The sequence below is a fragment of the Gemmatimonadetes bacterium SCN 70-22 genome (assembly GCA_001724275.1).
Classification (GTDB): Bacteria; Gemmatimonadota; Gemmatimonadetes; order Gemmatimonadales; family Gemmatimonadaceae; genus SCN-70-22.
In genome coordinates this window covers 1-26,765 of the sequence record MEDZ01000044.1, presented here as the reverse complement: position 1 = coordinate 26,765, position 26,765 = coordinate 1, and the positions used below count along the sequence as shown (strand labels likewise).

Below are 26,765 nucleotides of genomic sequence, written 5' to 3'. Positions count from 1 at the left end.
GGGGGGGGGGGCGGGGAGTGGCGCGGGGACGGACGAGTCGCGGAAGATCAAGCTCCTGTCGCTCACCTTCACCACGCTTTCCTACGACTTCGTCCGTGCCAGGAAGTCGAGCGGCGGAACGGGGCTCAACAACCGCACGTTCGACTACACCGCGCGTTCTGACCTGCTTCCCGGCTTCGACTTCGGGGTCAACTACTCGCTGTTCCTTGGGGACCCCATGTCCGACACGGCCGTGTTCAAGCCGTATCGCGAGGGGGTGCGCGGGACGCTGACGCTCGATGGCAACTCGCCGCTCGTCCGCGGGATGGCGCGCCTGCTCGGCGTGCGGATGCTGGACGAGCAGCAGCGGGGGGCGGGGCAGCAGGGGATGACGACGGGGGAAGGGGGGATCCGGCAGGATCGTGGCCCGGGCGGGCTGATTGCAAACCGGCCGATCCAGGGGAGCGTCAACCAGGCGATGATGCAGGTGCCCGCCGGACAGGGGTGGCGGGTGAACCTGTCGTATTCCTCGACCCGGCAGCGCCCACCGCGGGGGACCAACGTCCAGTCGCTCGACCCGACCATCGTCTGCGAGCAGTATCGCCTGGTCAATCCGCTCGGCTACGATGCGTGCGTGCGACAGCAGCAGACGTCAGGGTCGGTGTCGAATCCGTACGAGAGCACCACGCGCGGCGGGACGTACTTCGTGGCGCCGCCGCAGGCCAGCGTGCAGGGCTCCATGTCGTTCCACGTGACCGAGAAGTGGGCGGCACAGTGGCAGACCTCGTACGACGTGCAGCGCAGCGAGTTCGCGTCGCACGTGGTGAGCCTGCAGCGTGCACTGCACGACTGGGATGCGATCTTCGCGTTTTCGCGGTCGCCGAACGGGAACTTCTCGTTCAACTTCTTCATCGCGCTGAAGGCGCAGCCGGACATCAAGTTCAATTACGACCGGCCGCAGTTCCCGCGAGGCTACACCGGGATCCGCAACCAATAGCGGTCCGCCCCCTCCTTGGGGTTGATCTGCGCACGGGCCCTCTCGACATTCCGCTCATGCACTCCCCAACCGTCGTCCTCGACGGGCACTCGCTGGCGGTGGCCGATGTGGTGGCCGTCGCTCGCCATGGTGCTCGCGTGACCCTTGCTCCCGAGGCGCGCGCGCGCCTGGCGCGCGTGCGCGAGATCGTCGATGGGATCGTGGCGCGCCACGAGGTGGTGTACGGCATCACCACCGGCTTCGGCAAGCTGTCGGACGTCGCCATCCCGCCGGACCGGCTGGCCGAGTTGCAGGTGAACCTCATCCGCAGCCATTCCGTGGGGGTGGGGCCGCGCCTGGGGGAGGCGGAGACCCGGGCGATGATGCTGCTGCGTGCCAACGTGCTGGCCAAGGGGTGCTCGGGAATCCGTCCGTCGGTGGTCGAGCAGCTCCTCGCGATGCTCAACGCCGGGGTGTATCCGCCGGTGCCGGAGCAGGGGAGCGTGGGGGCGAGCGGCGATCTCGCCCCCCTGTCGCACCTGGCCCTTGGCTTGATCGGCGAAGGGACGCTGATCAGGGGGGGCGAGGAGGGGAGCGCGACCGACGTGCTGCGGGGGGCGGGGCTGACCGCGGTGACGCTGCAGCCCAAGGAGGGGCTGGCGCTGGTGAACGGGACGCAGGCGCACACCGCGCTGGCGGCGCTGGCGCTGCACGAGGCGCGCACGCTCTGGCGCGCGGCCCACGTCACGGGGGCGGCCACGCTGGAGGCATTGTTGGGCACGCCGGTGGCCTTCGATCCCCGCATCCATGAGGTGCGCGGCCAGGCCGGGCAGGTGCGGTCGGCGTCGCTCCTTCGCGAGCTGCTGGCGGGGAGCGAGATCCGCGAGTCCCACCGGCACGGCGATCCGCGGGTGCAGGATGCCTACGCGCTGCGCTGCATGCCGCAGGTGCACGGCCCGGTCCTCGACGCCCTCGGCTTCGCCGAGGGGATCGTGGGGCGGGAGCTGAACGCCGCTACCGACAACCCGCTCGTCTTCGAGGATGGCGAGATGTTGAGCGGGGGGAACTTCCACGGGCAGTCGGTGGCGATGGTGTGCGACTTCCTGGCCATCGCCCTCACCAACATGGCGACGATGGCCGAGCGCCGGATCGACCGCCTGGTCCACCCGGACCTGAACCAGGGACTCCCCCCGTTCCTCACGGCCGATGCCGGGGTGAACTCGGGGTTCATGATGGCGCAGGTGACGGCGGCGGCCGTGACGTCGGAGTGCAAGGTGCTGGCCCATCCGGCCAGCGTGGACACGATTCCCACCGACGGGGGCAAGGAAGACGTGGTGCCCATGGCGATGGGCGCGGCGGTGAAGCTGCGTCGCATCGTGCAGAACGTGCGGCACGTCCTGGCCATCGAGCTCCTCTGTGCGATGCAGGGGATCGACTATCGGCGCCCGCTGCGCTCGAGCGCGTCGGTGGAGCGCGCGTACGCGGCGCTGCGCGCCGTGGTCCCGCCACTCGGGCGCGACCGCGTCCTTGCCCCCGACATCGCCGCCGCTGCCCAGCTGATCGCCGATGGCGCGCTCGATGGCGCCATCCCTGCTTCCTCCAACTAGGGCGCGCCTGCCGCGCCCCTCCCGGTCGTCCGCCATGACGTCGATCCTCTCTCCCGTCGCCGGTCCCCGCGAAGTGCGTGCCCCACGCGGGACGCAGCTCTCCTGCAAGGGGTGGCAGCAGGAAGCCGCCCTCCGGATGCTCATGAACAACCTCGATCCGGAGGTGGCCGAGCGTCCCGACGACCTGGTGGTGTACGGCGGGACGGGGCGGGCGGCGCGGAGCTGGGAGGCGTTCGACGCCATCGTGCGCGCGCTGCGCGAACTGGAGCACGACGAGACGCTGGTCGTGCAGAGCGGGAAGCCGGTGGCGGTCGTCCGGACGCAAGCGCAGGCGCCTCGTGTCCTCATCGCCAACAGCAACCTGGTCGGACGGTGGGCCACGTGGGACGTCTTCCGCGACCTGGAGCGGAAGGGGCTCATCATGTACGGCCAGATGACCGCCGGCTCGTGGATCTACATCGGGTCGCAGGGGATCGTGCAGGGGACGTACGAGACCTTCGGGGCCGTGGCCCGCCAGCACTTCGGCGGGTCGCTCCACGGACGCTTCGTGCTCACGGCGGGACTGGGGGGGATGGGCGGCGCCCAGCCGTTGGCCGCCACGATGTGCGGGGCCGCGATCCTGGGCGTCGAGGTCGACGAGTCACGCATCGACAAGCGGATCGTCACCGGCTACTGCGACCGCAAGACGCACTCGCTCGACGAGGCACTGGCGTGGGTACTCGAGGCGAAGCGCGCGGGGACGGCGCTGTCGGTCGGGCTCGTGGGGAATGCGGCCGACGTCGTCCCCGAGATCGTGCGCCGCGGGGTACTCCCCGACGTCGTCACCGACCAGACCAGCGCGCACGACATGCTCAACGGCTACGTCCCGGCGGGGATGCCGCTGGCCGAGGCGATGGCGCTGAGGGCGAGCGACCCGCAGGAATACGTCCGACGCGCCACCGCATCGGCGGTGGTCCACGTGCGCGCGATGCTCGAGTTGCAGGCGCGCGGTGCGGTCACCTTCGACTACGGCAACAACATCCGCACCGTCGCCTTCGATGCCGGTGTCGGCAACGCGTTCGACTTTCCGGGGTTTGTCCCGGCGTACGTGCGCCCGCTGTTCTGCGAGGGGAAGGGACCGTTCCGCTGGGTGGCGCTCTCCGGCGATCCGGCCGACATCCAGCGCACCGACGAGCTCGTGCTCGAGCTCTTCCCCGACGACGAGCACCTGCGCCGCTGGATCACCCTGGCCCGCGAGCGGATCCGCTTTCAGGGGCTCCCGGCCCGCATCTGCTGGCTGGGACAGGGGCAGCGCGCCCGGTTCGGCGTGGCGCTGAACGACCTCGTGGCCTCGGGCGAGCTCTCGGCGCCGATCGCGATCGGGCGGGATCACCTCGACACGGGGAGCGTCGCCTCGCCCTTCCGCGAGACCGAGGGGATGAAGGACGGCAGCGATGCCATCGCCGACTGGGCGATCCTCAACGCCATGGTGAACGTCGCCAGCGGCGCGTCGTGGGTCTCGTTCCACCATGGCGGCGGAGTGGGGATCGGCAACTCGCTGCATGCCGGGCAGGTGATCGTCGCCGACGGGACGCCGGAGATGCGCGTGCGGCTCGAGCGGGTGCTGACCAACGACCCGGGGATGGGCGTGGCGCGCCATGCCGACGCCGGCTACGACATCGCCATCGCGACCGCGAGACGCGAGGGGGTGAAGATCCCCATGCTGCCCGGCGACTAGCGCAGGTGGCATGGCGGGGATCGCCGTCGTCCCCGCGCACCATCGACAACCGCCGCGGCAAGCGACCGGCGCGAGGCGGCCAGGCGCCTCCAACCCGTCTCCCGTAGCCCCACTCCCGCCCGCAGCCCGATGCTGAGCAGCAAGTACAAGCCATATCACATCCCGCTGTTCCTCGCGAAGTACGCGTGGCTCACGGCGCGGCGGCGCCCGGTGCTGGTGCACTTCGAGGTGACGATGCGCTGCAACGCGCGGTGCGGCTTCTGCGACTACTGGAAGACGCCAGCCGAGGCCCGTGAGACGGAGCTCAAGAGTTTCGCCGACGCGGCGCGGTTCTTCAACCCGATGCTCATCACCTTCACGGGCGGCGAACCGCTGCTCCGCCGTGACCTGGAAGAGCTGGTCGGGGCGGTGCGCGGGGCGGTGCGACTCGGCTACATCACGCTCATCACCCATGGCGGGATGTTGACCCCGGCGCGCGCGACGTCGTTGTGGGAGGCCGGGGTGGACCAGTTCAACATTTCGCTCGACTACCTCGATGGACGGCACGATGCCGCCCGGGGAATCCCCGGCCTGACGGAGAAGATCTTCACCACCGTCGATGCGATGCAGCGCGCGGGGATGCACGGCATCCGGTTCAACACCGTCATCAAGAACGACAACCTCGACCAGCTTCTTCCGCTGGTGCACCGGGCCGCCGAGCTGGGGGCGGGGGTGAACTTCTCGGTGTACACGGACTTCAAGAACGGGAACCGCGACTTCCTGTTGCAGAACGGCTTCGCCAGCGAAGCCGAGGGGGTGGTCGCGGAGCTGCTCGCCTACAAGCGAAAGCGCCGCGGGATCATCACCAACTCCGACTACTACCTGGCGCAGATCCCGCGCTACCTGCGCGGGGAGATGCGCGAGCCGTGCCAGTCGGGGATCCGCACCATCCACGTGGACCCGACGGGACACGTCAAGCGGTGCCCGGACTTCCCGACCGACTTCCACTGGACGGAGTTCTCCCCGTACCGGGAGATCGACTGCAACCGTTGCTACTATGCCTGCCGTGGCGAGGCGCAGGCGCCGCTGCAACTGTCGCGGGTCAAGGACGTCTTCGCCTGACGCCGCGCGCACCAGGGCGCCGCACGCCGTCGGCGTTTCCGCTCCCGACGACACGGCAACTCCCCTCTTTCCCTCGCGTGGACGTTGCCTCACGTTAGGCCGAGCCGTCCACGCCCGGAGCGACCGATGACTGCCACCTTGTTCGTCAACGCCTCGCAGGTCGTCACCTGCGCCGGCCCGGCGCGTGCGCGTCGGGGCGAGGAATTGCGCGACGCCGGCGTCCTCACGGGAGCGGCCGTGGCGGTGGAGGGAGGGCGCATCGCGGCGTTGGCCCCGGCCGACGAGCTCCGGCGTCGCTTTCCCGGAGCGGAGGAAGTCGACTGCGCCCACGGGGTCCTGACCCCGGGGCTGGTCGACTCGCACACCCATGCCATCTTCGGCAAGTCGCGGCACGAGGAGCAGGAGATGCGCGCCCTCGGGCTGGACTACATGGACATCGCCCGGAGGGGGGGAGGGATCCACGCCTCGGTGCGTGACTTGCGTGCGCGAAGCGAGGATGACCTCGTTGCCCAGGCCCTCCCGCGCCTGCGCCGGATCGCGTCGTACGGGGCGACCACGGTGGAGGTGAAGTCCGGCTACGGCCTCACGGTGGAGGATGAGCTCAAGAGCCTGCGGGCGATTCAGCGCCTGTCGTCGCTGGTCCCGCTGCGCCTGGTCCCCACCTTCCTGGGGGCGCACGAGATCCCGCTGGACGCGCGGGCGACCCCGGCAGGACGTGCCGATTACCTGTCCTTGATCGTCAAGGAAATGATCCCTCGGGTGGTCGAAGGCGGGCTCGCCCGGTTCGCGGACGTGTTCTGTGAGCCGGGCGTCCTCACCATCGACGAGTCGCGGGTCGTGTTGACCGCGGCGCGGGCTGCCGGGTTGCACCTCAAGCTGCATGCGGACGAATTGCGACCCTCCGGGGGGGCAGAGCTGGCCGCGGCGCTGGGCGCGACATCGGCGGATCACCTCGCGGCGATTTCCGACAACGGGATTCGGGCGCTGGCGGCCTCGCAGACGGTGGCCACGCTCCTCCCGGGGACGATGCTGTTTCTTGGCAAGGACCGGCAGGCGCCCGCGAGGGCGCTGATCGACGGGGGAGCGGCCGTCGCCCTGGCGACGGACTTCAACCCCGGCACCTCACCCACCCCGAATTTTCCGCTCATCCTCACTCTCGCCGTGAGCCAGTTGCGTCTGACGGTCTCCGAAGCCATGCTCGCCGCCACCGTGAACGGGGCGGCGGCGCTCGAACTCGCCCACGAGACCGGGCAGATTGCAGCTGGCTTCTCCGCCGACCTCGCGCTCTTCGACATCGAGGACGTGCGCGAGCTCCCGTACTGGTACGGCGACCGCCGCTGTCGCGCCACCTGGGTTCGCGGGGTGCCATGCGCGGTGTGACCCCCGTTCGCGACCTGCGCCCGCGTCGACGCCCCGCCGCGAGGATGTGCCCGCGGCGTCGCCCGCATGCGCCCCTGGCGATGGACACGCCCTGATGTCGAACGCCAATCTCGCCAAGCTCAAGAAGAAGGCCGCGGACTTCGAGCAGAAGAAGCAGTTCGACCGCGCCCTCACCGCGTACGTCCAGCTGCTCGACGAAGCCGGGCGCGATCTCGATGATGCGGACCTGCAGCTCTTCAGCCGCGTCGGCGACCTGCTGCAGCGGCAGGGCAACATGAGCGAGGCGCTCGCGTACTACGAGAAGGCGGTCGACGTCTACGCCGAGCGTGGCTTCCTCAACAACGCGATCGCGCTCTGCAACCGGATCCTGCGCCAGTCGCCCGCGCGCACGGCGGTGTACTACAAGCTCGGGAAGATCTCGGCGGCCAAGGGCTTCAAGAGCGACGCCAAGAAGAACTTTCTCGAGTACGCCGATCGCATGCAGAAGGGGGGGCATGTCGACGAGGCGTTTCGTGCTCTCAAGGAGTTCGCGGACCTCTGTCCGGACCAGGACGACATTCGCCTGATGCTGGCGGAGTGGCTCAACAAGGAGAACCGGAAGTCCGAGGCGCTGGAGCAGCTCGAGACGTTGTATAGCAAGCTCGAGGCCGAGGGGCGGAGCGCGGAGGCACGCGCCACGATCGATCGCATCAAGGCGATCGATCCGGACGTGGTGCCGCGCCCGTCCGGGGCGTACGTCGCGCAGAAGTCGAACGACCTCGTCTTTCTGGACCTCGAGGCCGACGTGGTCCCCACGCCCAGGGCGACCGACGCGCAGCCGTCGCCGGACCACGATGAGACGGCGATGCGAACCCCCGAGTCGTCGCGGATTCCCGCGCTCGATGGCCTGATCATCACCTTCGATCCGGAGCTCGAGTCGGGGGGCGAGGGCATCGCGCCCGAGGCGACGCCGGACGGGTTCCAAGCCACGACAAGCGACGGCGGCACCGACCTGGGTGGCACCGTCGCCGAGCCGGTCGTGCTGGACGGGCTCGAGCCGACGGATGAGGGAAGTAGCGAAGGCGCCGAGGAGGGAGACTCCCTCCTCGCGCTGACGGTGGAGGCGTGGGGGAGCGAGACCCGGGCGATTCCCCTGCTGGACGGCCTGGAGGTCGCGGGCGCTTCGATGTCCGGTGGGCATCCCGCGCTGAACCCGTTGGTGGACGGACCGCCGATGTCGGGGGAGGAGTTCGCGACGCTCCCCCTGAATCTCGAAACGGAGCTCGCCGAAGTCGCGACGCGCCCACGGGGGGAGCACGACCTCGCGCTTCCCACGAGCCTTCCGCTCATGACGCCCGACGAGGCGCCGATCGACCTCCTCGCAGTGATTTCGACGCCGCTGGGTGCCGCGGCGGAGGATGTCGCGGGAGAGAGCCCGGCATCGGACGGGATCGACCTCCTGTCGCTCCCTCCCGTTAGTGCGCTCGAGGCGGAGCCCGAAGGGGACGCGCCGCGGGTCACCGGCTCCCTGTCGCCGCTCGACATCGAGGCACTCCCGCCTGGCGACAAGCTGGCCGTGGTGCTCGACGAGGACGAGCCCATCGACCTCGAGCGCTCGCTCGATGCGCTGTCGGGATGGGAAGAGTTGAGCATCGTGGGCGGTGCGGCGGACGAGGTGCCGGACACGTCGCACTCAGGGGACGATGCGGAGCCGGACGAGGTCCCCCTCGAGGCCGTCGCCGCCGGCGCGGACCACGCCGCCGGCGCGGACGCGGCACCGGCGCATGAAGGCGAGGAGCACGACGCCGAGCGCCCTCGGCGCGACACCACGGAACTCGTGGCGCAGGGTGGCACCGCGCGCGCGACCGACGAGATCATCGCCGTCCCGTCGGAGGAGATCGACGAGGAGATCAAGCGCTCGCTCCGGCTGGAGTTCGCCCTGCAGGAGGATGGGGAGCCCGATACCTGGGTCGAGGCGAGGCCGGCGACCGGAATCCCGGATTCCGCTCCCTCCGATTCCGGCGAGACCCACGCCGGCGGTGATCACGCGGTCGCACGCGCCGGACAGGAGGCGCTCCCGTCGCTCCCCGGCGAGGCACCGCTCGAGGAGACGAGCGAGCCGGCGGAAGCGCGCGATGCCGGCCCGGCCATCGACCACCTCGAATCGTTAGGCGAGGCGCCGTCCGCCGTCGGCGGAGGCGAGGAGCCCGACATCAACCTGCTCGACGAGCTCACGCCGCCGTTCATGCGACACGATGGCGAGCGCCCCGCCGCGGACGTTCCCATCGGACCGTCGGGGGAGGGGGAGGCGCGCGCGAGGGCGGAGGAGGCACCTGCTGACTGGATGCCGGAGGGTATCGACCACGCCCCAGCCGACGAGGGCGAGGGCCAGGCGGACGACCTCCCGCTGCTCGCGCTCGACGGCGTCGCGGGCGACGAGCCGGCGCTCGACCTCGCGCCGTATGTGGTCGAGGAGGATCTCCCGGTCGATTTCCTGCTGCAGTCGGACGCGCCCGCCGACGGCGATGCGTCGGACGAGCCGCCCGATGGGGAGGTGGGCGTCCACGCCCGCAGTGACGACGCCACGGTTTCCGGATCGATGCCCCAGGTCGAGCGTGCGGCTGATCGCGGCGACAGCGATGAGTGGCTGGCCGACCAGGCGCCGGAAGTCCTGATCGACGGTGAATGGCACCACGGGCACATGGGCAGTCTCGTGTCGGGCGAGATGCGCGCCATCGGGGCGCATGCCGACGATCACGCCCCGCGTACCAACGTGCGCTTCGACGACCTCGCTGCGGCGGCGATGTGGGGATCGCCCGATGATGCGGGATCGACCCCTGGCGGCGGCCGACGCCCCACCCCGGCCACGGGGCGGGCGGTGTTCGCGCACCTGCACACTCCGCGCAGCACCCTGTCTCTGGGTGGCGTGGAGGCGCAACTCCGCCGCCGCCTCGAACTCGATCCCGACAACGCGGAGCTGCGCCGCCAGCTGGGGGAGACGCTGCTCGACCAGGGGGATCGCGAGGGCGGACTTGCTGCGCTCGATTACGCGATGCGCGTCTACGAGCAGGCAGGCAACCTCGACGGCGCCCGCAGCGTGGCCGATATCGTCCTGCGCGTCATTCCCTCGTCGATCTGGCACCACCAGAAGCGGGTCGAGTACGCCGTGCGCTCGGCCGATCGCGTGCGCCTCGTGGAGGCGTACGTCGAGCTCGCGGATGCACTCTTCCGGAGTGGCGACCCGGAGAAGGCGAGGGTCGTCTACGGCCGCGTGCTCGAGTTGGCCCCCGGGAACGGGCGCGCACGCTTCGCCCTCGGATTGCTGACCTCGGCGGACGACGAAGGGGAGGGAATGGAGCCAGCGGCCTCCAGCGCCGTCCACCCCCCGCTACCGTCGGATGAGCAGGACCAGCCCATCCAGGCCGTGGCCACCCTCTTCGACGGGGCGTCGGATCGTGGGGAAGGCGAGACGACGGCGCATGAGCACGTCGAGGAGACCTCGCCGCCGTCGACGGCTCCTGCCGCCTTGTCGCTCGCCCCGTCCGCCGGCGAGCGTACGCCCGGCGACGAGGGCCCCGCCATCCCCGCGCGGGACGATGCGACGGACTCGGCGTCGCGTGACCTCGCCCCGCTCTCGCGCAACGGGAGCGCGCCGAGCGCTGCTCCAGTGGGCGGACGACAGACCCCTCGGGACGGGGAGGGAGATGAGGAGGAGTTCATCGACCTGGGGAGCTGGCTGCGCGCCGAGGAGCCGACGCGTTCCACGCGCATGGTCACCGTGGAGGCGACGCCGAGCGGCGATGAGCAGGCGGACTTCGACGAGATGCTGCGCCGGTTCAAGCAGGGAGTGGCCGCCAACGTCGACGAGGAGGACTTCGCCTCGCACTACGACCTTGGGGTCGCCTACAAGGAGATGGGGCTCGTCGACGAGGCGATCGCGGAGTTCCAGAAGTCGCTCCGGGGCGACACGCATCGGGTGCGTTCGTACGAGGCGCTGGGGCAGTGTTTCGTGGAGAAGGGGCAGCTGCAGGTCGCCTCGACGCTCCTCCGGCGGGCCGTGGAGACGACGGGGGCCGACGACCAGCAGCTGGTGGGGGTGTTGTATCTCCTGGGGTACGCGAGCGAAGTTATGGCGCGCCATGCTGATGCACTTGGTTATTATCAGCGGGTGTTCGCCGTCGACATCGAGTTCCGAGATGTCGCGCAGCGCGTGGCCGCCATGGAGCACGTAACCCAGTGACCGCAAGACCCCGCACCGGATCAGCCGCCCCCGTCTCGCTCAAGGACATCCAGGCCCCCGTCGCCGACGCGCTCTCGCGCGTTCACGACGAGATGTGGCGGATCGTCGCCATTGACTCCGAGTTCTTCCGCGGAGTCAACGAGCACCTGATGCTCATGAAGGGGAAGATGTTCCGCCCCACCCTCCTCCTGCTCGCCAGCGAGGTCGAGGGGCAGGGGGAGGCGCGTGCCGCGTCGTACGCCGCCGTCCTCGAGCTCATCCACGTCGCGACGCTCGTGCACGACGACGCCGTCGACCACTCCGTGCTCCGGCGCGGCATGCCGACCATCAACGCGCTCTTCACGCACGAGGTCTCCGTGATTGCGGGCGACTTCCTGTATTCGCGGGCGGTGCAGGAGCTGGTGCGGCTGGACGACATGGAATCGCTGCGGGTCTTCGCCAACGCCTCCAACGAGCTCACAGTCGGCGAGATGCGGCAGCTGGGAGCGCTCGATGCCCTGTCGTTCTCGGAGGATGACTACGAGTTCTTGATCAAGTGCAAGACCGCCGCGCTGTTCAAGGCGGCGTGCGACGTGGGCGCCCTGTGCGGCGCCCCCCGATTCCGCCGGCAGCTCGCCCGATTCGGCGAGCGGCTCGGCATGGCATTCCAGGTCCAGGATGACCTCCTCGACTACACGGCCGATTCGGGGACGACCGGAAAGCCGACGGGGCTCGACCTCAAGGAGCACAAGGTGACGCTCCCGCTCATCGACGTCCTGCGCCGGGCGACGCCCGCCCAGCGCGCGGTGATCGACGGGCTTTTCGCCACCCCTGAGCCGACGGATGCACAGGTGGCGGCGGTGGTCGAAGTCGTCCGCGACGCCGGGGGGCTCGACTACGCCCGCAGCCGTGGGGAGGAGTTCGCCGCCCAGGCGGAGGAGGCCCTTGCCGCCCTCCCCGAGAGCCCGGCGCGCGCGGCGCTGTACGATACCCTGGCGTTCGTCCTCGACCGGAGATCCTGATGGCCAAGGGTACCGCCACCCGCCGCCCCCTGTTTCACGTCATCGTCCTCGCCGTCGGCTTCGTCATCGGCGGCTTCATGACCCAGTTCTCGCGCAAATTCCTCCCGGTTGGGGCCGTTAAGGAATTCTTGACGACGGGAGTGACCCCATCGCTCGGCCCCTTGCAGGTCGACCTCGTTATCTTGAAGTTCGCATTGGGGCCCATCGCGCTCGATGTGTCACTTCTGAGCCTCGTCGGTGTATTGATCGCCTACCTCATCGCGCGATCGCTTTTCTAGGAGATCATATGAACTTCGGGAACCTGGGCTTCATGGAGATCCTCCTGATCCTCGTGGTCGTGCTGCTCCTCTTCGGGGCACGCCGACTCCCCGAGATCGGAGCGTCGTTCGGCAAGAGCATCAAGGAGTTCAAGAAGGGGCTGTCCGACGTGGATCGCACGCTGCAGGAGGAGTCGCGGCAGTCGCTCCCGCCGCGCCCCGCAGAACCGCTGCGGCAGGACCAGGAAGAGGCGCGCCCCGAGCCGAAGCGCCTGCTTTCCTGACCTAGCACCTCACCAGCGCCAGGGCCGCCGGCGCACGCATGACGCCCGTGAACGCAGAAGGGCGCCGCATCTCACGCGGCGCCCTTCTGCATTCTCCCGTCTCGAGCGCGCCTAGCCGGTCTGCTGACGGGCCATGGCGTTGATCTCCTTGCGGTGATCCTCGATCTTCGCCCCCTGACGGATCTCGTTGAGGAAGGTGCGGACGCGCAGCTGCTGGATCGAGCTGATGGCTTCGCGGCGTTGCGTCTCCTTCTGCTGTTCCCAGGCGGCCTTGTCCGCCTCCACGCGTCGATCGACGCGGAGCACGTACACGCCCTGGTCGGTGACGATGGGCGCGCTCACCGACCCGACCGGGAGGGTGAAGGCCGCGCCGATCGCAGCGTTGAAGCGCCCGAGCCCGGCGACGAACTGCGGGCGGGTGAACATCTCGCTCTTGGTCACCGTGAGCCCCGCCGCTGCGGCTGCCGCCTCGAGCGTCGATCCGGCGGCCGCCTTGGCGAGCTCCGCCGCCTTCGGCTGGAGCGACTCCGCCTTGCGACGCGAGATCAACTGGCGTCGGATGTCATCCTTGGCCTGCTCGAAGGTCGGGATCCCGCCCGCGAAGAGCGAGTCGAGTGCCGCGACGTAGTACCCGTCTTCCGAGTCGAACAACTCGCTCGTCTCGCCGACCTTGGCGCCGCCGAAGGCCCAGGCACTGACGCTCGGGATGGAGCGGCCGTCGTTCCCCATCAGCGGCTCGCCCTCGACGGCCACCGCCTTGATCGGCGTGAGGCCGAGGACGCGCGCCGCGCTGTCGAGGCGCTCCCGGCGATCGTGCGACGCCGCCATGCGCGACAGCGAATCGGCGCGACGGTCGGAACGGACCGCCGATGAGTCGCTCTGCTGGATGCGCAGGAGGATGTGGCGCATGGTGAGGGTGTCGCCCTTGCGCGCATCCACCTTGATGAGGTGGTACCCGAACTGCGTCAGGACCGGCTGCGAGATCTCGCCGACCTTGAGCGCGTAGGCCGCATCCTCGAACGGCTTCACGAATCGGCCGCGCGGCCCCGTGCCGAGCGACCCACCGTCGCGTCCCGAGATGGTGTCGGCCGACTCGCGGCGCGCCACGTCCTCGAACGAGGCGCCGCCCACGATCTCGTTGCGAAGGGCGACGGCGCGCTCCCGCGTCGCGACGGTGTCGGCCGCCGTGATGGTGCGCGGGACGCTCACGATCGAAACGACCGCCCGCCCCGGGCGCTCCAGCTGCTTCTTGTACTTGTCGTAGAAGGCGCGGAGTTCGCTGTCCGAAATCTTCACCGCCGAGTCGGGGACGGTGGAAGCGTCGAACATGACGAACGAGACCTGCGCCGAGTCGTTCATGTCCCGGTAGACGCTCCACAGCTTGGCGTCCGAGACGAAGACGTCACCGGCCAACTGGTCGAAGAGCTTGGCCCGCGGGATCTCCGAGCGGTAGTAGGCCTCCAGCTGGATGAGGACCCCCTGGGCGCGCGCGGCCGAGCTTCCGATGAAGCGACGGTACTTCTGGAGGTCGAAGCGGCCGTCCGTCTGGAAGTCCGGGCTCTGCATGAGCTCCGGGGGCGGGCTCTGCTGGGCCGCCTCGATGACCTCCTGATCGGAGACGGTGATCCCCCGACGCTTGTATTCCTGCTCCAGCAGGATACTGGACACGAGCTGCTCGAACGCCTGGTCCTCCACTCGCCGGCGCTCGTCGAGCGTGAGCCCCCGCCCCGAATTCCGCTCTTCCTGCTGAGCCAACTGATTCGATAGGTTGGCCCAGGTGAGATACGGGATATCGACGCCGTTGACTTCGGCGACGGCTGTTCCCGGGGTGATCTGGGACGGACCGACCCCCAGAAGGCCGGAGGTTTCGGCGAAAAGGAAAACACCCACGAAGCAGACGACGATAAACAGCCAGATCCACTTCGCGGAGCTCCGCATCTGTTGCAGCACGGGGCGGTTACTCCTGCTTGAACTCGGGGGTGTAGCGAGGGGTATCGAGAGCCGGGAAAGCTATTTGTGATCTGCGCCTAAAATCAAGTTAGCGTGTCACTTCTGACCGAGTCGCTCGTCACTCAGACTGAGCACCACTCCGATCTCCTTGTGCGCCACATGCGGCGCGATGACTTCGAGGGCTTGGCATGGCCACCTCCGCCCGTCTGGACGAGCTGAAAAAGAAGTTTGACGAGAATCCGCGCCGCTATTTCGCGCCGCTCGCCAACGAGTACCGTAAGCAGGGCGACCTCCCGCAGGCGATCGCGCTCTGCCGCGCGCACCTCCCGAACCAGCCCGGGCACATCAGCGGGCACGTCGTCCTGGGGCAGTCGCTGTATGAGGCGCGCGAACTGGCCGCCTCGCGGGAGGCCTTCGAGGCGGCGCTCGATCTCGATCCCGAGAACCTCATCGCACTTCGACACCTCGGCGACATCGCCCGGGAGCAGGGGGATGGTGACCAGGCGCGCACGTGGTACCAGCGTGTCCTGGAGGCAGACCCCCGGAATGATGAGATCACGCAACTCCTCAAGGCCGTGGAGTCGGTGGAGTCGGTGGAGTCGGCATACTCCGCGGGCGGCGAGGTGATCCCCCAGAGCTCCCCGCTCGACGAGGTCTCCCTCGACACCGCAGCGGCGGAGCCGGTGGTGTCCCCGACCGCGTGGATCCCGGCATCTCCCATCGCCACGGTGCACGACGTGACGCCCGAGCCGGTGGAGATCATGGACGACTTCCCGGCGCCCGAGGTGATCGAAGCCACGGCGATCGAAGGCACGGCGAGCGAAGCCACGGCGAGCGAAGCCACGGCGAGCGAAGCCGCGCTGAGCGAGGCCACGGCGAGCGAACCCGCGGTCAGCGAAGCCGCGATGACCGAAGCCGCGTTCAGCGAGCCCGCGCCCGTCCTGCACATGGACGCCGCCGAAGACGCGGTCCTCACCGGGACGGCCTCCCCCGCTCTCGAGGCGAGCGTCGACGAGTTCCCCTCCGCGGAGATCCTGGGCGAGCTGGAGGCGGTCGCCGAGCCCATCCCGGACGACTGGTTCACTCCCTCGGCGCAGCTCCCGGGACTGGAAGGCGATGCGAACGACGTCGCCCCGCTCCCGACGTTCGACGACGCGCTCTTCACCTCCCTTGGTGAGCCCACGCCCGCTGCGTCCCCGGAGGTAGGGGCGACTGCGGGTGAGCTCTCGGAAATCGATGGTGAGGCGGCCGAGGAGCCCACGCCGCCGTTCGTCGCCCCGGTTGCAGAATCGCTGGCCAACGCCCCCACGCCACCGTTCCTTCCCGTTGTCGGAGCCCCCGAGCCGCAGTCGGATTGGGACGCGGCGCCGGAATCGCTGCTCGAGCTTCCTGAGGTCGCGGGCGCCGGTGCCGAGCAGGAAGTGCTTCCCGAGGGCTTCGTGGTCGAGTATTCGGAGTTCGTCCCCCCAGAGCTGGACGAGACCCCATTCATCGCCAACACCGTCTCGGTCCCGCTCGACGAAGGCGATCCGTTCTCCGTTGGGGCGCCGGAGCTGAGCGCGCACGAGCCGTTCTCGATCGAGTCGTCCTTTGGCGAGCAGCCTCCGCTCCCGCCTCGCATCTCGCCGCCGGAAGGGGAGGAGGCCCCCGAGCCCATCGAGGGGCTGCTGTCGCGAGAGACGTTCGAGACGGACGCGGCGATGGTGGCGGGGGTGGAGGAGGGGGGGGCGGACGAAGCGGCGGTGGAGTGGGCGGCGGTGGACGAGGCGGAGGCGACCCCCTTCGTCACCGAGACGATGGCCGAGCTGTACCTGCAGCAGGGATTCGTGGACGAGGCACTCGGCATCTACCGCCAGCTCCTCGACCAGCACCCGGAAGACGTCGCGCTGCGCGATCGCGTGTCGGCGATCGAGCGGGGAGCGTCGTCGGCGGTCGTTGCAGGGGTCGCCCCGCGTGATGTGGTCGATCGGCACGGACAGTCGGTGCGGAGCTTCTTCGCCCACTTCGCCCGCCGCGAACCGCATCGCCGGGCGGAGCGGTCCGCGAACGATGGTGACGCAGAGGCGAGCCACGGTGGCCGCATCGTCGCGGCGACGGTCGCCAGCGAGTACGCCGGCGCCGCCACGCGCGACGAGGCGCTGACCGTTCCCGACGAAGCCGCGCCGGGGCGCTCGCTCACCCAGCTCTTCGCGACGGGGGACGTCTCCCGCGCCGACGAGGAGGCGGCGACGACGCTGGCCTCCGCCTTCGAGGCTGGGGACGGTGCGCCCCCCCGGTCTGGCCGGTCGGCGGAGCGAGAGTTGTCACTCGAGCACCTCTTTCGCGATGTTCCAGCGCGCTCGTCCGGCGCCGTGACGCTGGACGAGTTCTACCATGGCTCGTCGCCGGCGGGATCGGGTCCCGCCGCTCAGGGGACCGAGGATGGCGAGGAGCGCGACTCGGACATCGAGCAGTTCACGGCCTGGCTCGAAGGCCTCAAGAAGAAGTGAGAATCGCAGTCCTCAACGGACCAAATCTCAACCTCCTCGGCACGCGCGAACCCGCGCTCTACGGGACCACGACGCTGGCGGATATCGAAGCCCGGCTTCGCGCAGTTGGCGCGGAGCTGGGCGTCGACGTTTTCTGCGTGCAGCACAACGGGGAAGGGGAGCTCATCGCCGAGATCCAGGGATTGCGGGGGCGCGCCGACGGCGCGCTGATCAACGCCGGCGCGTACTCGCACAGCAGTCTCGCGATTCGCGACGCCTTTGCCGCGGTCGGCGTGCCGTTCGTCGAGGTGCACCTGACGAACATCCATGCCCGGGAGCCCGAGCGGCGGCACTCGATGCTCGCGCCCGGCGCGCGGGCGGTGATCTGCGGCTTCGGCGCCGACGGCTACGAATGGGGGTTGCGCGGGCTCGTCGCCCTCCTGGCCGGCCGTGAGTAGCGCACGCGAGCGGCGGCTGGCGACGCTGCTCGAGCGGTTGGTGGCCGGTCACCTGGACGCCGTGCTCGTGACGTCGCTCCCGAACATCCGCTACCTGACCGGTTTCTCGGGGTCGAACGCCCTCCTGCTCGTGACCGGTCGGGACGCGCACCTCGTGACCGACTTCCGCTACCAGACCCAGGCCGCCACCGAGTCGGGCGACGTGTGCAACGTCCGCGTCGAGACGAGCAACCTGTGGTCGGGGTTGTGGAGCCTCATGGGGGGGCTGGCCGGCGTACAGTCGGTCGGCTTCGAGTCGGCGCACCTCCCGCACCGGGATTTTCAGCGTCTCATGGAACGGGGTGAGCGGTGGCACTGGCGGCCGGTGACGGACCTCGTGGAAGGACTTCGCGCACAGAAGGACGCGGAGGAGGTGGCGCACATTCGGACGGCGGGCGCCATGGCGATCCGGGCGCTGCACGAGACGCTGGAGCGCGTGCGGATCGGAATGACCGAGCTCGAGGTGTGCGGGATCCTGGAGCATGCCCTGCGCGACGCGGGAAGCGAGGCGCACCCGTTCGCGCCCATCGTCGCGTCGGGACCGCGCTCGGCCCTCCCGCACGCCCGGGCGTCGGGGCGGGCTATTGCGCCCGGCGAGTTTCTGTTGTTGGATTTCGGAGCGTCGACAGGCGGTTATTGTTCAGATGTCACGCGGACGGTTATCCTCGGCCGAGCCGACGAACGGCAGCGCGCCATCCACGAGGCCGTGCGCGAAGCCAATCGGGTGGCCCGGGAGGGGATCCGGGCGGGGATGCGCGGTCGTGAGGGTGATGCGCTCGCGCGCAGCGTGCTGGAGTCCCGTGGACTGGGGGAGCTGTTCGGCCACGGGTTGGGACACGGGATCGGTCTCGAAGTTCACGAGGCGCCCCGGTTGTCCCGGCTGGCGGAGGAGGTGCTTCCGGAGGGCTCGGTCGTTACCATCGAGCCGGGGGTGTACGTGCCGGAGTGGGGGGGAGTGCGAATCGAAGACGACGTTCATCTAGGCGCCGACGGGGCGGATCTGCTCACCGATTTCACGCGCGAGCTTCTCGTCCTCTCCTGAGTGCTCGAGCCGGCGGACCTCAATGTCTGACATGATCGACTTACGTTACGTGAAGAAACTGATCGAGATGCTCGACGGCTCGTCCGTCGACTCGGTGGAGATCTCCTCGGACAAGGGGATGAAGATCCGCATCTCGAAGACGCCGCAACAGCGCGGGGCGGTGCAGATCCCGACCCCCGTGGCGATGCCGGCGCTGCTGCCGCCGGGGCCCGTGGGGCGCATGACCCCCACCGAGCCGATGCCGGCCATCAGCGATGCGGCGCCGGCGGCGCCCGCCGAGGCGCCCAAGGCCAACCTGCTCGAGGTCAAGTCACCGATGGTCGGGACGTACTACGCGCAGCCCGAGCCCGGGGCCAAGCCCTACGTGACGGTGGGGCAGCGCATCGAGAAGGGGCAGATCCTCTGCATCATCGAGGCGATGAAGATCATGAACGAGATCGAGTCGGAGTTCTCGGGCGTGGTGAAGGAGGTCGTCGCCACGGATGGCCAACCCGTCGAGTACGGGCAGGTCCTGATGCGCATCGATCCGAATGGTTAACCCGGTTCCGGCACCGGAAGGCGCTGCTGGCGGGGGCGCCGGGGCACCGCGGGCGCCCTTCAACTTCAAGGCCATCCTGCAGCAGATGGTGCAGCGCAGCGCGTCCGACCTGCACCTGAAGGTCGGGCGTCCGCCCACGCTGCGCATCAACGGCGATCTCTCGCCGCTCCCGCTCCCGGCGCTTCGACCGGAAGACCTGAGCACGCTGGCGAAGGAGATCATGACGCCGAAGCAGGTGAAGGAGTTCGCCGAGTACCGTGAGGCGGACTTCGCCACCGGGGTCCCGGGGATCGGGCGCTTCCGCGTGAACGCGTACCAGCAGCGCGGCACGATCGCCTTCGCGATCCGTACCGTCCCCCACCAGGCCAAGTCGATCGCGGAGCTGAACCTCCCGCCGATCGTCGAGGACATCGCGATGCTCCCGCGCGGCCTGGTGGTGGTGACCGGCGTGACGGGCTCGGGGAAGTCGACGGCGCTCGCGTCGATGCTCCAGGTCATCAACGAGAAGCGCTACGCGAACATCATCACGATCGAGGATCCGATCGAGTTCCTCCATCGCGACTTGAAGTGCCACATCAACCAGCGTGAGGTGGGGACGGACACGGGATCGTTCGCGCAGGCGTTGCGGCGCGTCCTTCGCCAGGATCCGGACGTGATCCTCATCGGCGAGATCCGAGACCTCGACACGCTCGACACGGCGCTCAAGGCGGCCGATACGGGGCACCTGGTCTTCTCGACGCTGCACACGACGGATGCGACGCAGACCATCAATCGCATCCTCTCCTTCTACCCGCCGCACCAGCAGAACGAGGTGCGCTTCGCGCTCTCGAACGCGCTGGCGGCAGTCGTCTCGCTTCGCCTCGTGCCGCGCGCGGACAAGCCCGGGCGCGTCCCGGCGTCCGAGGTGCTCATCAACACGGCCGCGGTCCGCGAGCAGATCCGCGACGTCACCAAGACGCTCAACATCCCCGACCTCATCAAGGAAGGGACGGTGCAGTACGGGATGCAGAGCTTCGACCAGTCGCTGATGGCGTGGTACAGCAAGGGGACGATCTCCTACGAGAACGCCCTCTTCCACGCGACCAATCCCAATGAGCTTGCCCTGCGGGTGCAGGGGGTCGCAGGATCGAGCGATACCTCCTGGGACGAATTCCAGACCGACGAGACCGCGTAGTCCACGCGCCGGGCCCGAGAGTATTTCATGTTCAAGAAAGTCCTTGTCGCGAACCGCGGAGAGATTGCGCTCCGCGTGATTCGCGCCTGTCGTGAGTTGGGGATCCAGACGGTGGCCGTCTATTCGGAGGCCGACCGTGAGTCGTTGCACGTGCGTTTCGCCGATGACGATGTGTGCATCGGCCCCGCACCGGCCCGGGAGTCGTACTTGCGGATCCCGCGCCTCATCGCCGCCGCCGAGATCACGGGCGCCGACGCGATCCATCCCGGCTACGGCTTCCTGGCCGAGAACGCCGAGTTCGCCGAAACGTGCGCCGCCTCGAACATCACCTTCATCGGCCCTACCGCCGAGCAGATCCGGGTGATGGGCGACAAGGCGGCGGCGCGCAAGGCGATGCTGGAGGTCGGCGTCCCGATCGTCCCCGGAACGCCGGGGCCGATCGACGATCCCGATGCGGCGCTCGAATTCGCCAAGTCCATCGGCTTCCCCGTCATCATCAAGGCGGCCGCCGGCGGCGGAGGGAAGGGGATGCGGGTGGCGAAGGACGCCGACGAGTTCCTGCGGTCGTTCTCGCTCGCGCGATCCGAGGCGTTGTCGGCGTTCGGCAATGGCGACGTTTACGTGGAGAAGTACCTCACGAAGCCGCGCCACATCGAGTTCCAGATCATCGGTGACACGCACGGCAACGTGATCCACCTGGGAGAGCGCGACTGCTCGGTACAGCGGCGCCACCAGAAGCTGATCGAGGAGGCGCCGAGCCCGGCCATGACCCCCGAGCTGCGCGAGCGCATGGGCGAGGCGGCCGTGCGCGGGGCGAAGGCGATCGACTACGTCGGGGCTGGGACGATCGAAATGCTCCTCGACGAGGACGGGTCGTTCTTCTTCATGGAGATGAACACCCGCATCCAGGTGGAGCACCCAGTCACCGAGCAGTTGACCGGGGTCGACCTGGTGAAGGAGCAGATCCGCGTGGCCGCCGGGGCACCGCTCAGCGTCCTGCAGCTCCCGCCGCTTCGCGGACACGTGATCGAGTGCCGCATCAATGCCGAGGATCCGGCGCGCGCCTTCCAGCCATCGCCGGGGCGCATCTCGGCGTTTCATCCGCCTGGCGGTCCGGGGGTGCGCCTCGACACGCACGTGTACGCGGGGTACACCGTCCCCCCGTACTACGACTCGCTGCTCGCCAAGCTCATCGTCCAGGGGCGCGACAGGGAGGAGGCGCTCCGCCGGATGCACATGGCGCTGGAGAGCTTCATCATCGAGGGGGTCACCACCACGGCGCCGTTCCTGGCGCGTGTGATCATGCACCCCGAGTTCCGCGCGGGGCAGGTGGACACGAAGTGGCTGGAACGCGAGATCGCTGGGATCCTCAAGGAGCAGGGCTAAGTGCGTCTCGACGTCTTCTTCGGCGCGCATGGGCACACGAGCGCCGATGTGCAGGGGCGGGTGGTGGTGGTCATCGACGTGCTGCGGGCGTCCACGACGATCGCGGTCGCGCTGGCCAATGGGGCGCGGATGGTCATCCCGTTCGAGAGCGCGGAGGAGGCCATCACGCGCTCGAAGTCGTTCGAGCGCGGGGAGTACAAGCTTGCGGGCGAGCGCAGGAAGCAGCGGATTCCCGGCTTCGACCTCGGCAACTCCCCGCTCGAGTACGCCAGCGAGGTGGTGGATGGCACGACGATCCTGTTCACCACGACGAACGGGACGGGCGCGCTGATCGCGGCCCAGTCGGCGCGCGAGGTGATCGTGGGGGCGTACGTGAACTTCACGGTGGTGAGCGCGATGGTGCGGGCCGCGGCGCGGGCAAAGAGCGACATCGCGATCCTCGCCGCCGGGAGCGAGCGCCACTTCTCGCTCGAGGACGCCGCCTGCGCCGGGCGCTACGTGCGCGCCATCCGCCGGGGGCTGCCCGACGCGGAGCTGAACGACGGCGCCATCGCCGCCTTGCAGCTGGAGAAGCGCTACGGCAACGACCTTGCGCGCCTCTTCGCGGAGTCGACGCACGGGCGGGCGCTCGCCGAGGCCGGCTTCGCCGACGACCTCGCCGTCTGCGGGACCATCGACGGACATCCGGTGGTCCCCGTCTACCAGGACCGGCAGGTGACGAGGCTGGGCCCCGACCGGGAACGCTAGCGTGGGAAGCTCCCTCCGGCGCGAGATCACCGGGATCGCCCTGATCGTCGTCGCGCTCTTCGTGGCCGGGGCGCTCCTCCTCCAGCCACTCGCGGCAGACGGAGGGTGCTTGGCCGCGCGCGGGGTCTTCGGTCCCGTGGGGGCGTGCGTGAAGTCGTCGCTCCTCGTCACGTTAGGCGCGCTCGCCGCGTCGCTCGTCCCGCTCGTCCCCCTCGTGCACGGGTTGCGCCTCCTCGGGCGCATGCAGTGGGAGACGGACCGCCGCTGGATGCTCTTCCTCGCGGGGCTCGTCGTCCTCCTCCCGATCGCCGTCGGGCTCGCCATCGGCGGCCGCGAGGCGGACGCGTCGCACTCCGTCGCCGGGCTCTGGGGCGGCTTCGTGTCGTTCTACCTGCGCGCCATCCTCGGGACGGGCGGGGCGTGGCTCGCCGTCGTGTTGCTGGCGAGCGCCCATACGGCGTGGACGTTGCGGTGGAACCCGGTGCGTGCCCTGGTCGGGCCCTCGCCCGCCAGCGGCAAGGCGGCGTCGCATCCGACGTTGGCGTCGATGCTGGAGCCCGCGCCGGAGGAGATGCCGGCGTTGGTCGTCGACGACGGGGGACGGGAGACGGGAGAGGGGAGACGGCGTGCGAAGCGCAGTGAGGGGGGCGACCAGGGGGATGGGGGGGAAAGGTCGGGGAACCCCTCGATGGTCTCGACCAGGAAGAAGGGGGCGAAGGGCGGGGGCGAGGGCGCGCCCGCCGTGGAGGGATTGGTCGAACCGGCGCCGATCGTGGTCCCCGAGGCCGATGCGCTCGAGGACAAGCTCCCCGCGCCCGAGCTCCTCACCCCGCCCCCCCCGGGGAACGTCGACGTCGGGAAGCGCGAGATCGAGGCGATGGGGCAGAAGCTGATGGACGCCCTCGCCACCTTCAGGGTGCAGGGGACGCTGGTCGGGAAGACGACCGGCCCGGTGGTGACGCAGTACGAAGTCGAGCCGGCGGCCGGCGTGAAGGTGCGACAGTTCGCGAACCTGGCGAACGACCTCGCCCTCGCCATGCGGGCGCCCAGCATCCGGGTCGTGGCGCCGATCCCGGGGCGGGGGGCGGTCGGGGTCGAGGTGCCGAACCCGGTCCCCCAGATCGTCGCGTTCCGCGAGCTCATCGAGGCCCGGGAGTTCCAGCAGGCGCGCATGGCGCTCCCCATCGCGTTAGGCAAGGACCTCGAGGGGAAGGTGGTGGTCGCCGACCTGGCGAAGATGCCGCACCTCCTGATCGCGGGCGCCACCGGCTCGGGCAAGTCGGTGTGCGTCAACACCATCATCACGTCGCTCGTCTACCGGCACACGCCGAAGACGCTGCAGTTCCTGATGGTCGACCCCAAGATGGTCGAGCTGTCGGTGTACAACGACCTCCCGCACCTCCTGCACAAGGTCATCACCGACAACCGGGACGCGGCGTACGTCCTCAAGTGGGCGGTGATGGAAATGCAGCGGCGTTACGAGATCCTGGCGGCGAACGGGGCGCGCAACATCCAGGACTTCAACAAGCGCGTCCTCGACGGTGCGTCGCTCGTGATGCCCAAGCGTCCCGAGGTCGCCTTCGAGCGGCGCGAGTACACGGAGGGAATCCTCCCGTACGTCGTCGTCGTCATCGACGAGCTGGCCGACCTCATGATGACGGTGCAGGGCGAGGTCGAAACCCCGCTGGCGATGCTGGCCCAGAAGGCGCGCGCGATCGGCATCCACCTGATCCTCGCCACGCAGCGCCCGAGCGTCAACGTCATCACGGGGCTGATCAAGGCCAACTTCCCCAGCCGCATCGCCTTCCGCGTGGCGTCGCAGGTCGACTCGCGCACCATCATCGACGGGATGGGGGCGGAGTCGCTCCTCGGCAACGGCGACATGCTCTTCATCCCGCCGGGGAAGTCCGAGCCGCAACGCCTGCAGGGAGCCTTCATTCCGGGCGACGACACCGAGCGGCTGATGCACTGGTTCGACGCACGGAAGATCGCGCGGCGCGCGGCGCAGGCGGCGCGGGGGATCGCCGACGAGGAACTGGCGCGCCCGGACATCATCGCCGAGGTGAAGGCGCAGGAGGCCCTCGAGAACGAGGAGGACGGGGACGACGGAGGCGCGGGAGGGGCGGAGCGCGACGCACTCTTCCGGCGGGCGGCGGAGACGTGCATCCAGCACCAGCTTGGTTCCACCTCGCTCCTGCAGCGCCGCCTCAACATCGGATACGGGCGCGCGGCGCGCATCATCGACCAGCTTCATGCCGCCGGGGTGCTGGGGGCGTCGAAGGGTTCGAAAGCGCGCGATGTCCTCGTGGGGCTCGAGGACTTGGACCGCATCGCGGGGCCCGACAACTCGTAGGGCGACGGCCGTCGGCGCTCCGTCGCCGATCGCGCCCTCCCGGCAAGGGATTGATCCTCCTCGCATGTAAACGATGCCGGAGACGACGCTCGGCCGCCCTACGATTCGGGCGTGACGACGGAGCGGCAGGAGTTCGGGCTGATGGGGGAGGCGGTGGCGGAGCGGTGGCTCCGCGTGCGTGGATGGCGCGTGCTGCAGCGCCGCTTCCGCAGCGGCCACCGCGACATCGACCTCGTGGCGGAGCGCGAAGGGACGGTGGCGTTCGTCGAGGTCAAGGCTCGTCGCGGAGGGTGGTGTGGGGGCCCGGTGGGGGCGGTCGATTGGAGGAAACGGCGAGAGCTGGTACGGTCGGCGACGGTGTGGATCGACCGGCACGGGCGGACCGGGGAGAGTTACCGGTTCGACGTCATCGGGGTGATCATGGACGGCCGAAGGGTCCGTGTACGCCATGTGGAAAACGCCTTCGGGATTTCATCGCGTGCTTGAAAGCAAGCGAGGGGTTTCGTATTTTGTTCGGGGTATCGAATCGTTCACGCCACCCGGTAGATTGACCCGCGTGGCCAGGGCCTCAACGACTCACCAACTGGGTGAATCATGGCGGTTTCGGCAGTGCAAGACGATCGCAAGAAAGCACTGAGTCTGGCCATCTCGCAGATCGAGAAGAACTGCGGCAAGGGGTCGATCATGCGCATGGGCGCGGAGAATCGCGTCCGCATCGAATCGATTCCGACCGGGGCGATCAACCTCGATGCGGCGATCGGCATCGGTGGGATCCCGCGGGGCCGCATCACCGAGATCTACGGGCCGGAATCGAGCGGCAAGACGACGCTCTGTCTGCACGTGGTGGCCAACGCGCAGCGTGCGGGTGGCGTGGCGGCGTTCATCGACGCGGAGCATGCGCTCGACGTCGAGTACGCGAAGAAGCTGGGCGTGGACGTGGAGAATCTCCTCGTCTCGCAGCCGGACACCGGCGAGCAGGCGCTCGAGATCTGCGAGATCCTCGTGCGCTCTGGCGCGGTGGACGTGGTGGTGGTGGACTCCGTGGCCGCACTCGTCCCCAAGGCCGAAATCGAGGGGGACATGGGCGATTCACACGTCGGCTTGCAGGCGCGGCTGATGTCGCAGGCACTGCGCAAGCTGACGGGGGCGATCGCCCGCTCGCGGACCTCGGTGGTCTTCATCAACCAGCTGCGCGAGAAGATCGGGGTGATGTTCGGCAACCCGGAGACGACGACCGGAGGGAAGGCGCTGAAGTTCTATGCCTCGCTGCGGCTCGACATCCGGCGCATCGGCCCGGTGAAGGACAAGGAAGACGTGATCGGCTCGCAGGTCCGGGTGAAGGTGGTCAAGAACAAGGTCGCCCCACCGTTCAAGCAGGCCGAGTTCGACATCATGTACGCGGAAGGGATCAGTCACACCTCGCTGCTCGTTGACATCGGCGCGGAGTCGGGGATCATCGAGAAGTCCGGCGCCTGGTACAGCTACGGTGGCCAGCGCATCGGGCAGGGGCGTGAGAACGCCAAGATGTTCCTGAAGGACAATTCCGCGCTCATGCGTGAGATCGAGGACAAGGTCAAGGTGGTACTCGGCATCGACAAGGCCGAGGTCCCCGTGGACCTCGAGGTCACCGAGGAATAGCAAGGCACGGGACATAGCACGGGACATAGTCCACGCCGGCGAGTATGGGGGCCGGAGGGTTGTCTTCTGAGGATGTTGGGGCCCGGTACCCCACATTGCTCAGCGGGCCTCCCTCCGGCCTCTTGCCATTCGGACGGGAAGACGGGAAGACGGGAAGACGGGAAGACGAGAAGACGAGAAGACGAGAAGACGAGAAGACAAGAAGACGAGAAGACGAGACGACGAGACGATGGTGTCATGGACGGTCACCATGCGGGGGCGACGAGTGTGACGAGTGTGACGGGTGTGACGGGTGTGACGGGTGCGACGGGTGCGACGGGTGTGACGGGTGCGACGGGTGCGACGGGTGCGACGGGTGCGACGGGTTGCGTCGTGAGACGCGAGCGGCGAGCGGTCAAGGGGGAGGCGCCGACATGACGGGGCGCTCGGACGGCGCTCGTGCGTCGACTCG

General features: G+C 69.1%; 19 protein-coding genes and 1 pseudogene. 19 read left to right on the top strand and 1 reads right to left on the bottom strand.

Annotated elements, in window-relative coordinates; translation table 11 throughout:
- The 9 genes and pseudogenes from ABS52_16725 to ABS52_16685 all read left to right on the top strand — a co-directional run bounded on the left by ABS52_16725 (position 1) and on the right by ABS52_16685 (position 12,521).
- Positions 1-976, top strand: a pseudogene (locus tag ABS52_16725) (hypothetical protein).
- Between the two features lie 56 nt (positions 977-1,032).
- Positions 1,033-2,562 (top strand): histidine ammonia-lyase, encoded by a 1,530-nt coding sequence (locus tag ABS52_16720; protein ID ODT01481.1) that lies wholly within the window; start codon positions 1,033-1,035, stop codon positions 2,560-2,562.
- Between the two features lie 34 nt (positions 2,563-2,596).
- A complete protein-coding gene (locus tag ABS52_16715) occupies positions 2,597-4,279 on the top strand; it encodes a urocanate hydratase (GenBank protein ID ODT01480.1) in 1,683 nt (560 codons plus the stop codon).
- A 129-nt stretch (positions 4,280-4,408) separates the two neighbouring features.
- Entirely contained in the window at positions 4,409-5,380 is a 972-nt protein-coding gene (locus ABS52_16710) for a hypothetical protein (GenBank protein ID ODT01479.1), read from the top strand.
- 126 nt (positions 5,381-5,506) lie between these two features.
- Positions 5,507-6,760, top strand: a complete 1,254-nt coding sequence (locus tag ABS52_16705; protein ODT01478.1) for an imidazolonepropionase — start codon at positions 5,507-5,509, stop codon at positions 6,758-6,760.
- Between the two features lie 94 nt (positions 6,761-6,854).
- Entirely contained in the window at positions 6,855-10,979 is a 4,125-nt protein-coding gene (locus tag ABS52_16700) for a hypothetical protein (GenBank protein ID ODT01477.1), read from the top strand.
- Complete coding sequence (locus tag ABS52_16695; GenBank protein ID ODT01476.1) at positions 10,976-11,980, top strand: hypothetical protein; 1,005 nt, start codon at positions 10,976-10,978, stop codon at positions 11,978-11,980. The genes ABS52_16700 and ABS52_16695 overlap by 4 nt, the downstream gene beginning before the upstream one ends.
- On the top strand, positions 11,980-12,258 hold the full coding sequence (locus tag ABS52_16690; protein ID ODT01475.1) for a hypothetical protein: 279 nt from the start codon (positions 11,980-11,982) through the stop codon (positions 12,256-12,258). Before ABS52_16695 ends, ABS52_16690 begins: the two co-directional genes overlap by 1 nt.
- 8 nt (positions 12,259-12,266) lie before the next feature.
- Positions 12,267-12,521 carry a hypothetical protein gene (locus ABS52_16685; protein ID ODT01474.1) on the top strand — a complete coding sequence of 85 codons (255 nt, stop codon included), beginning with the start codon at positions 12,267-12,269 and terminating at the stop codon, positions 12,519-12,521.
- A gap of 111 nt (positions 12,522-12,632) precedes the next feature.
- Here the strand turns inward: ABS52_16685 and ABS52_16680 are convergent, their stop codons facing one another.
- Positions 12,633-14,471: a hypothetical protein gene (locus ABS52_16680; protein ODT01473.1), complete on the bottom strand. Its 1,839-nt coding sequence runs from the start codon at positions 14,469-14,471 to the stop codon at positions 12,633-12,635.
- A 188-nt stretch (positions 14,472-14,659) separates the two neighbouring features.
- Here ABS52_16680 and ABS52_16675 point away from each other — a divergent pair, with 188 nt between their 5' ends.
- From ABS52_16675 to ABS52_16630, 10 genes are all read left to right on the top strand, one after another.
- Positions 14,660-16,960 carry a hypothetical protein gene (locus ABS52_16675; GenBank protein ODT01472.1) on the top strand — a complete coding sequence of 767 codons (2,301 nt, stop codon included), beginning with the start codon at positions 14,660-14,662 and terminating at the stop codon, positions 16,958-16,960.
- The gene (locus tag ABS52_16670) at positions 16,957-17,397 is read left to right on the top strand and encodes a type II 3-dehydroquinate dehydratase (GenBank protein ODT01471.1); all 441 of its coding nucleotides are present in this window, start codon (positions 16,957-16,959) and stop codon (positions 17,395-17,397) included. Before ABS52_16675 ends, ABS52_16670 begins: the two co-directional genes overlap by 4 nt.
- Positions 17,390-18,478 (top strand): hypothetical protein, encoded by a 1,089-nt coding sequence (locus ABS52_16665; protein ODT01470.1) that lies wholly within the window; start codon positions 17,390-17,392, stop codon positions 18,476-18,478. Before ABS52_16670 ends, ABS52_16665 begins: the two co-directional genes overlap by 8 nt.
- A gap of 34 nt (positions 18,479-18,512) precedes the next feature.
- Complete coding sequence (locus ABS52_16660) at positions 18,513-19,016, top strand: acetyl-CoA carboxylase, biotin carboxyl carrier protein (GenBank protein ODT01482.1); 504 nt, start codon at positions 18,513-18,515, stop codon at positions 19,014-19,016.
- An 85-nt stretch (positions 19,017-19,101) separates the two neighbouring features.
- Positions 19,102-20,190, top strand: a complete 1,089-nt coding sequence (locus ABS52_16655; GenBank protein ODT01469.1) for a type IV pili twitching motility protein PilT — start codon at positions 19,102-19,104, stop codon at positions 20,188-20,190.
- Between the two features lie 27 nt (positions 20,191-20,217).
- Positions 20,218-21,576: an acetyl-CoA carboxylase biotin carboxylase subunit gene (locus tag ABS52_16650; protein ODT01468.1), complete on the top strand. Its 1,359-nt coding sequence runs from the start codon at positions 20,218-20,220 to the stop codon at positions 21,574-21,576.
- Positions 21,577-22,323 carry a hypothetical protein gene (locus ABS52_16645; protein ODT01467.1) on the top strand — a complete coding sequence of 249 codons (747 nt, stop codon included), beginning with the start codon at positions 21,577-21,579 and terminating at the stop codon, positions 22,321-22,323.
- 1 nt (position 22,324) lies between these two features.
- The gene (locus tag ABS52_16640) at positions 22,325-24,676 is read left to right on the top strand and encodes a hypothetical protein (GenBank protein ODT01466.1); all 2,352 of its coding nucleotides are present in this window, start codon (positions 22,325-22,327) and stop codon (positions 24,674-24,676) included.
- Positions 24,677-24,787: 111 nt separating this feature from the next.
- On the top strand, positions 24,788-25,162 hold the full coding sequence (locus ABS52_16635; protein ODT01465.1) for a hypothetical protein: 375 nt from the start codon (positions 24,788-24,790) through the stop codon (positions 25,160-25,162).
- A 108-nt stretch (positions 25,163-25,270) separates the two neighbouring features.
- Complete coding sequence (locus ABS52_16630; protein ODT01464.1) at positions 25,271-26,314, top strand: recombinase RecA; 1,044 nt, start codon at positions 25,271-25,273, stop codon at positions 26,312-26,314.
- Positions 26,315-26,765: the final 451 nt, after the last annotated feature.